This window comes from Streptomyces sp. NPDC006265, from assembly GCF_040613555.1.
Classification (GTDB): domain Bacteria; phylum Actinomycetota; class Actinomycetes; order Streptomycetales; family Streptomycetaceae; genus Streptomyces.
Window position 1 is genome coordinate 1 of sequence record NZ_JBEXSH010000513.1, and the last position, 6,472, is coordinate 6,472.

At 69.2% G+C, this 6,472-nt stretch carries 7 protein-coding genes; 1 reads left to right on the top strand and 6 read right to left on the bottom strand.

The window, feature by feature from the left end:
• Positions 1-513, top strand: a 513-nt coding sequence (locus ABZ281_RS32205; RefSeq protein WP_356661234.1) for an FkbM family methyltransferase, incomplete at its 5' end; no start/stop codon positions are given.
• Here the strand turns inward: ABZ281_RS32205 and ABZ281_RS32210 are convergent.
• The 6 genes from ABZ281_RS32210 to ABZ281_RS32235 form a co-directional block, all read right to left on the bottom strand.
• Entirely contained in the window at positions 514-1,983 is a 1,470-nt protein-coding gene (locus tag ABZ281_RS32210; protein WP_356661236.1) for an oligosaccharide flippase family protein, read from the bottom strand.
• 79 nt (positions 1,984-2,062) lie between these two features.
• Positions 2,063-2,791, bottom strand: coding sequence for a hypothetical protein (locus tag ABZ281_RS32215; RefSeq protein ID WP_356661238.1), 729 nt, complete (start codon positions 2,789-2,791; stop codon positions 2,063-2,065).
• A complete protein-coding gene (locus ABZ281_RS32220) occupies positions 2,788-3,561 on the bottom strand; it encodes a class I SAM-dependent methyltransferase (RefSeq protein ID WP_356661240.1) in 774 nt (257 codons plus the stop codon). The genes ABZ281_RS32215 and ABZ281_RS32220 overlap by 4 nt, the downstream gene beginning before the upstream one ends.
• A gap of 269 nt (positions 3,562-3,830) precedes the next feature.
• A complete protein-coding gene (locus tag ABZ281_RS32225; RefSeq protein ID WP_356661242.1) occupies positions 3,831-4,472 on the bottom strand; it encodes a methyltransferase domain-containing protein in 642 nt (213 codons plus the stop codon).
• Between the two features lie 63 nt (positions 4,473-4,535).
• On the bottom strand, positions 4,536-5,837 hold the full coding sequence (locus ABZ281_RS32230) for a glycosyltransferase family 4 protein (protein WP_356661244.1): 1,302 nt from the start codon (positions 5,835-5,837) through the stop codon (positions 4,536-4,538).
• The coding region (locus tag ABZ281_RS32235) for a glycosyltransferase (protein WP_356661246.1) at positions 5,831-6,472 on the bottom strand (642 nt) is incomplete at its 5' end. The genes ABZ281_RS32235 and ABZ281_RS32230, both read right to left, overlap by 7 nt.

The following is a 6,472-nucleotide window of genomic DNA, read 5'->3' on the forward strand; positions in this document are numbered from 1 at the left end:
GTGTTTCCCTATGCCCTCGGCGACAGTGATCGCACCGTCGAGGTCCACGTAGCCGGTAACGGAGCGGCCAGCAGTTCCGTGCTGCCCATGCTGCCCCGGCACACGGAGGCCTGCCCGGAGTCGCGCTACGTGGACGTCCAGGAAACGGAGCAGCGGCGCCTCGACACCCTCTGGCCGGACGTGGCCGGGCGGCCCGAGGAGCGCGTGTTCCTGAAACTCGACGTCCAGGGATACGAAGGAGCCGTCCTGGAAGGGGCCGCGGATCGCGTGGGTCAGTGCAGCGGACTGCAGATGGAAGTCTCGTGTGTCCCGCTGTACGAGGGAGGTCTGCTCCTGGAAGAGGCACTGGGGATCGCGCAGCGCCGGTACGGGATGACCCTGGCGGCACTGGTGCCCGGCTTCAGTGACACCCGGACCGGGCAGATGTTGCAGTGTGACGTGGTGTTCCTTCGCGAAGCCGCTCGGGCGGGGCAACACGCCGGCGCGGCTGACGGTGCGCTTGGTCGCCCGTGATCAACACCGGTCGGACGGATCGGTGGCCGCGGAGGACGGCTGAGGGCAAGTGCGCGGTCCACGACTCCCCAGCAGGCCTGTGGCGACGGCAACCGTGAACGCGGGAATCCGGCGGCGCAGCAGCACGCACCCCAGCACGACCGGCATCATGGCGAACAGTCCGTGCCCCAAGGCCACCGCAGGGGAACGGTCCGCCGAGCCGAGCGCGGCAGCACCGCCGAGTGCCGCACCGACGGCGAGGTGCACCCCGTGCATGCGCAGGGCGGCGCCGGCATGCATCAGGCCGGAGCGGCGCCAGGCCACCAACTGCACGCCATGTCCCACCAGTTGCCCTGCCGCGGCCGCGACCGCGACCAGCAGAAGGGACTGCGCCGACGCGGCTCCGGCAACCCCGGCCGCGGTCGCCACGACCGTGGCCGACAGCGTGCCGAGCAGGGCCCGGGGCGCGCTCCGCACCTGGTCGATCAACCCTCCGCAGTAGCACAGCAAGGTCATGGCTGCCCCTGCCGACAGGACAGGTACCAGCGCCACGGCCGACTCCCAGCCCGGCCCCAGCAGCAGGCGGAGGACCGCCGGCCCGATGCCTGCCGCGATACCGAACCCGACGAACGCCACGGCCGACGCCGCGCACAGCGTTCGCTGCACGTCCCGGCCGGTGAGCCCTTCGGCGCGCCGCTCGGCGAGCAGCGGGGTCACCGCCCAGTTGATCCCTTGGTACAGGAAGGTCAGCAGCAGTCCGGTGAAGAGGAAGGCCCGGGAGTACGATCCTGCGGCGCCTGCACCGAGCAGTCGGCCCGAGGCCCACAGCGGGAGGTTGTTGGTGACGAACTGCCCCAGGCTGTGGCTCGTCATGAATCCCGACGGGGCGAGCAGGTCCCGAGCCCTGACCCGGGGCCCGGGAGGCGGCGGCCGGCGAGCGAGCCATGCCGTGCCCACGGACAGGGCCACGGCCGCCGCGACGGGCTGCGCGAGGGCCAGCCCGAATGGGTTCCAGCCGCATACGAGGAGAGCTGCTCCCGTTGCCACCCCCACCGTCTGGCCCAGCGTCTCGGTCAGCACCGCCATCGGGGCCGCGCCCGCGCGACGCATGGCCGTGACGGTCACGTTGGCGCTCGGCTGCACAAGGAACACGCAGGCCAGCAGGCGCGTCATGAGGGTGAGGTCCGGCATGTGGAAGAACGAGCCGAAGAGCGGGGCCACGGCTTCCACCAGAAGGAAGCACACGACGCCGGACATCATGCCGAGACGCCTGGCGGCCCGCACGAAGGGCAGCGTGAGGTGCGCGGACCGGAGCACGCAGGCCGACAGTCCGGCATTGGCGAAGTAGCCGAAGAACGGCACTACGGTCATCGTGACGGCGTAGGCGCCGTAGGCATGGGCATCCACGGCGCGGGCGGTGTACGCCGTGTACCCGAGCTGGAGCAGCACGACCACCAGGGAGCCGGTGATGTTCCAGCGCAGGCTGATCATCGCTGACCGGGAGGCGGTTTCCGCGGATGCAGACCGGGCGGAGGGGGTCGCACGGTGAGCCGCTGACATGTCCGGGAGGTCAGCCGTTCGGGAGGCTCTGCCGGGTGAGTTCGCCCGCCCGCAGGCTGGAGAGCGCGTCGACCGCCGGGGCGAGTTCCGGGCTTGCCAGGACGATACATCCCCGCTTCGCGCCGGTCTCGTCCGCCGAACCGCTCCTCGGGTAGAAGGCCTCCCAGCCGGGGAGTGCGGGGATGTAGTTCACATCCAGCGGAGTTCCGTGGTACGAGGTGAACTGATAGCCGGGGTCGCCCGGTACGCGGAAGTCGTCGATCATCACGACCGCTCTGCTCCAGCGCTCCTCGATGATCTCCAGTTCCTGGTAGCGAGGCACGTCCTCCTGCCAGTGAGCATCGAGATAGAAGAACAACGCGGGGTTTCCCGGCCGCTTCGACAGAATGTGCAGCATCTTCCGTGAGTCCGCGCGATACAGGCGCACGCCCGGCAGGCCGCGGCATTTCGTCGCAGCGTATCGGTAGAATCTTTCCGCGATCTCGGCGGAATGGACGGGCAGGCCGGAGATGTTGCTCAGGAACTGCGTCGTGGTACCGCGGAAGGAACCGGTCTCGACGATCTCATCGAAGCTGATCGCCATCAGCAGTTCGCGGATGATCTCCTGGCGTTTGAGCTGCCCGTTGAACGGCCCCAGTTCAGGCATTCCCAGGCGTGGAAACAGCAGATCCGTCCGAAAGGAGATCGCGGCGGGCAGGACGGCGCTGGCTCTGATGTAGGCCCGCTGCGAGCGGTTCACAGTCCACTCCCTCGTGTCGTGTCGCCCTCCGGTTTCACCACCACCGCGACCATCATGTTGCCGACCCGGTTCACCGGCCGCAGCACTCGGTAGACCGTCTTGGCCGCCGTCAGGCGCCACCGCTCCGGGAAGCAGCGTGCCAGCTTTCCGACGACCACGTTGTGGTCCCACATCCTGTACGGCAGCACGATCGCCTGCTTGCACAGCAGATAGCTGCGGGTGGCCTGGTTCAGGATCGAGCGATTCCATCGGAAGACATAGTTGACGACGTCTCCATGCCGTTCCCATTCGGTGCCGATGAGCCGTCCCACCAGACCGTCGTGCGGCTCGATCACGATGACGGCCCTGCGGGTCACCCGGAGCATCTCGGTGAAACCCAGAACCGGTCGCGGCAAGTGGTGCAGGCCGTCCTGGACAAGGACCAGGTCGTAACTGGAATCCGGGATCTCGGCCATGTTCTCGGCGTTCAGAGACATGGTTCGAAGCCTCGGTTCCAGGCCGCGGCACACGGCGAGTGCCTCTTCGGACAGATCACTGACCGTGATGTCCTTGAAACCGTAACGGCTCAGGAAGACGCCCTCTCCGCCCACACCGCCGCAGACGATCAGCACGCTCTGCCGCGCTGGATCGAGCAGTCCTCGAACACGCAGCATGCGCAACGCGGTTCGCAGCCGCCGGTCGCGCAGAAAACGGGTCAGCGGATCGCTGGTCACGTGAAAGGACCAGTCGTCCCGGGTGTTGCAGATTTCCGCCATCGCGGCGCGCTGCAAATCAACTCCGCTTTTCACAGCTCCTCCTCCGGGGCATATGAAATCCCAAGCCCCGGCCAGTCTGTCACTTCCGTAGGAATGATCCTGACGCACGCGCCGGACTTGTTGGGGGGAGGCCGATTTCCCGGCGCCGTTGCCCTGCCGGAACGTGGCTCACTGAGCTCTTTCAGCGTGCCCGTTCAGGACCGGGGGCCGCTGCGACGTTGACGATGATGCGATGGTGGCCGCATCGCACGTCTGGGGAATGATCCGCCAGGACAGGACAGGGATCAGGCAACAGCTGCCTCGACGATCAGGGCGAATTGAGGTCGGGACTCCATGTCCCGGAATTCCGGGTCGTCGCTCTGGCCGGGCGCGTAACGGCGGACGTCGGCGAACCCGGCTGACCGGAGCTCCGCCTCCACCGCGTCGAAGTCCCAGAGGAATCCGGCGTGATGGCCGCAGTCCTGGAAGGTCATGCGCAGCAGATCAACCGGGTGCTCGGCCTGGTACCCCTTCCGCCGGCACTCCTCCATCTCCCGCCGTGTCTCGTCGTCACGTGCCAGGTACAGCCGCACAGCGTGCTCGACATCGGGTGTCGACAGCCGGATGCGCCCACCGGGTGCAAGAACGCGCCGGGCTTCACGGAACATGCGGCGGGCGGGCTCGAGGCGGATGTGCTCGATCATGTTGTCGGAGTAGATGTGACTCGCCGAACCGGAGCGGACGGGCCACGTCCCGGTGGCATCCAGATAGGACCGCGTGTGCCAGCAGACATCGGTGCAGATCCAGCCGGGCCGGCGGCCCCGGAAGCTTCCCACCTCGATCTTGAGGAGGGGCCCCGACCTGACCGCATGCGCGAACCGGGCCTTGGCGACGGGGCGGTTGACGGCGCCGATGACCGATCTGGCAACGCTTTTCACAACGGACACGCGAGCGACGCTACAGCGCCGCACCGGACCGGCTTCGGTGCCACACCCGGCCTGCGGCATGCATCACCCGCCCGGTCGTCCGGCACGGAATCGCATGCCGCCGATCGCCGCAGCCGCCCCCGCCCTGAGCGACGCCGAAGAGGCTCGCTGCCGCACCGCAGCGTGTCCGCCGCCTTTTCGCGTCTCGCTGAGCAGCCGGAGCAGCCCTTCGCAGAAACGTGCGGCCATGGCGTCGGTCGTGTAGGAGGTGGCGTCCTCCCGGCAGCGCGCTCGGAGGGAGGCGAGACGGGCCCGGTCGGTCAGCAGTGCCTGCGCGGCCGCCGCGTACACCACCGGGTCGTCGGACGTGATGACGGCGTTGTGGTCGTTCCGCAGGTACTCGAACTCCGGCGCGTGCCAGGGCCAGTCTGTGGTGACGACGGGTGTCCGCAGGACGAACGAGTCCACCGCGCACAACCCCACCCTGCCCGGCATGAGCATGATGTCCGACACCGCTCCGAGCAGCGCCACCTGCCTTCCCGTCAGATGCCCGAGGGGGACCACCGGACTCCCGGGGGTGGAAGCCGCGGCCTCCAGCAAGGGTCGATCGGTACCGTCCCCCGCCACGAGCAGCCGGAATCCCGGGAGGGCGCTCGCGATGCGCCCAGCGGACTCCAGCAGCAGGGGGATGCGCTTGGGAGCGTCCAGCCCACCCACGAACAGGGCTGTGCGTCCGGGCAGCAGCCCATGGCGCGACCGCAGGGCCGCCGCTTCGGCGAACTCCCGGGTCCCGGGCGTACCGGCGCGCTCGCGGGCCTCGGCGAGCGCCACGGTGTCCACGCAGTTGCGCACCACGGTGATGCGCCGACGCGGAAAGCCCCCGGAGGCGAGGTGGTCGGCCCCGCCCTCGGTGTAGGCGAAGAACCACGAGGCGCGCCGGGTGAGAGCGTCCTTGGCGGCGGCCTCCATGCGACTGACCGGCTTGGTGTACGTACGGCCGTGGCCCCACAGCGCGACACGTGGAGTGAGACCACCGGTCATGCGCGCCAGCTGCTGCCGGAGCAGGAACGGATACGCCTCGAGATTGCGCAACGCCTGTTCCAGCACGACGACATCGGCGGAGGCCGCTCGTCGGTACACCTGCTGCCAGACGAGTGACCGGCCCCCGGGTACGCCGAGACGGCGCACCGGGACCCGGATCGCGCCCGAGCAGTGCGAAGAGTCCTGTCGTGCCACATGGGAGGGTGGCGGAGGACCGTGCAGCACGTCGAGGGTGCATCCCTCGGTCTGGAGATCACTCCTGAGCCGTTCGAAGAATCCGGTCCGGTAGCTGGGCACATAGGGCTGGACGATCACGATCCTCGGGTGCTGTCCGGCCTTCAGCACGTCGTGTTCCCCGCTGTGCTCGCCCGGCCGGCGGCCGGGACGTGCCGGGCGTCGGCACGGTGCGCGAGAGCGGCGGCGTACACGGCCTCGATGCGCTCCGCCCAGACCTGTTGCGTGTAATGACGCAGGAACACCTCCCGGCAGCGCGGGTGCAGCGAGGGGAAGCACTCGGCGGCGCGGCGGAGCGCGACGTCCAGTGGTTCGTTCCAGTCCACCACCGCGCCCGTGCCCTGCTCCCGCACCGAGTCCGCGACGGCCGAACCGGTGAACGCCAGCACCGGGAGCCCGGCGGCCAGTGCCTCCGGATAGATCAGGGGGGCGCCCTCCAGCCAGCGGCTGGGGAAGATCAGGCCCCGCCAGGAAGGCAGCCTCTGCCGGAGTTCGCCGTGCTCGAGAGCGCCGAGGAAACGGACCGACCGCGGTGCGGCCAGGCGGCAGTCGTCGAGCAGGGGGCCGTCACCCACCACGTCCAGGCGTTCTCCGGCCGGCCAGCGGCCCAATAGCTCCAGCAGCCCCTTCTCCGGGCTCAGACGCCCGGCGAAGACCCAGGCGCCCTCGTCCGTGCCCGTACCGTGCCGGGCTGCCTCCGGGGGGTCCTGGAGTGCGGCGTCGGCGGTGGAGTTGGGCACGAGGTC